We start from the raw sequence: 575 nt of genomic DNA on the forward strand, positions 1-575 counted from the left end.
CAGCGTCGAAACTCAACCATGCCGGTATTGCGGTGCCGTCGGAAAGGGTGGCGCTTAAGGTGAGACTGTCTCCGGCGTCAACATCGTCGAAGGTGTTGGCGGGGATAGCAAAGGTGAAGGCGCTGTCTTCCGTGGCGGTTTGGTTGCCAATGCCGGTGGTGGTTGGCGCGTCGTTAGTATTGGCGACTGTCAGGGTAAAGGTGGAATCCACAGTCGCACCGGCACTATCCGTCGCCGTTACCTTGACGCTGATATCACCCACATCCTCGTTGGCGGGAGTGCCTTCGAAGGTGCCGGTGGCGGCGTCGAATGTCAGCCACGCCGGCAAGGCGGAGTTATCGGCAAGCGTCGCATTATACGTCAAAGTGTCGCCCGCGTCAACATCTGTGAAGAAGCTGGTGACATCTAACGTGAAGGCGCTGTCTTCCGTGGCGGTTTGGCTGCCAATGCCGGTGGTGGTTGGCGCGTCGTTGACGTTGGCGACTGCCAAGTCAAACGTCGCATCGGCAGTCGCACCGGCACTATCCGTTGCCGTCACTTTAACGCTGATTGTGCCCACATCCTCATTGGCGGGA

Annotated in this window: 1 protein-coding gene; it reads right to left on the bottom strand. The window is 59.1% G+C overall.

Features of this window, described 5'->3' with window-relative positions:
- The coding region (locus OSC10802_RS38780; protein ID WP_198525066.1) for a putative Ig domain-containing protein at nucleotides 1-575 on the bottom strand (575 nt) is incomplete at both ends.

The organism is Kamptonema formosum PCC 10802 (genome assembly GCF_000332335.1).
In the GTDB taxonomy this organism is placed as follows: domain Bacteria; phylum Cyanobacteriota; class Cyanobacteriia; order Cyanobacteriales; family Oscillatoriaceae; genus Oscillatoria.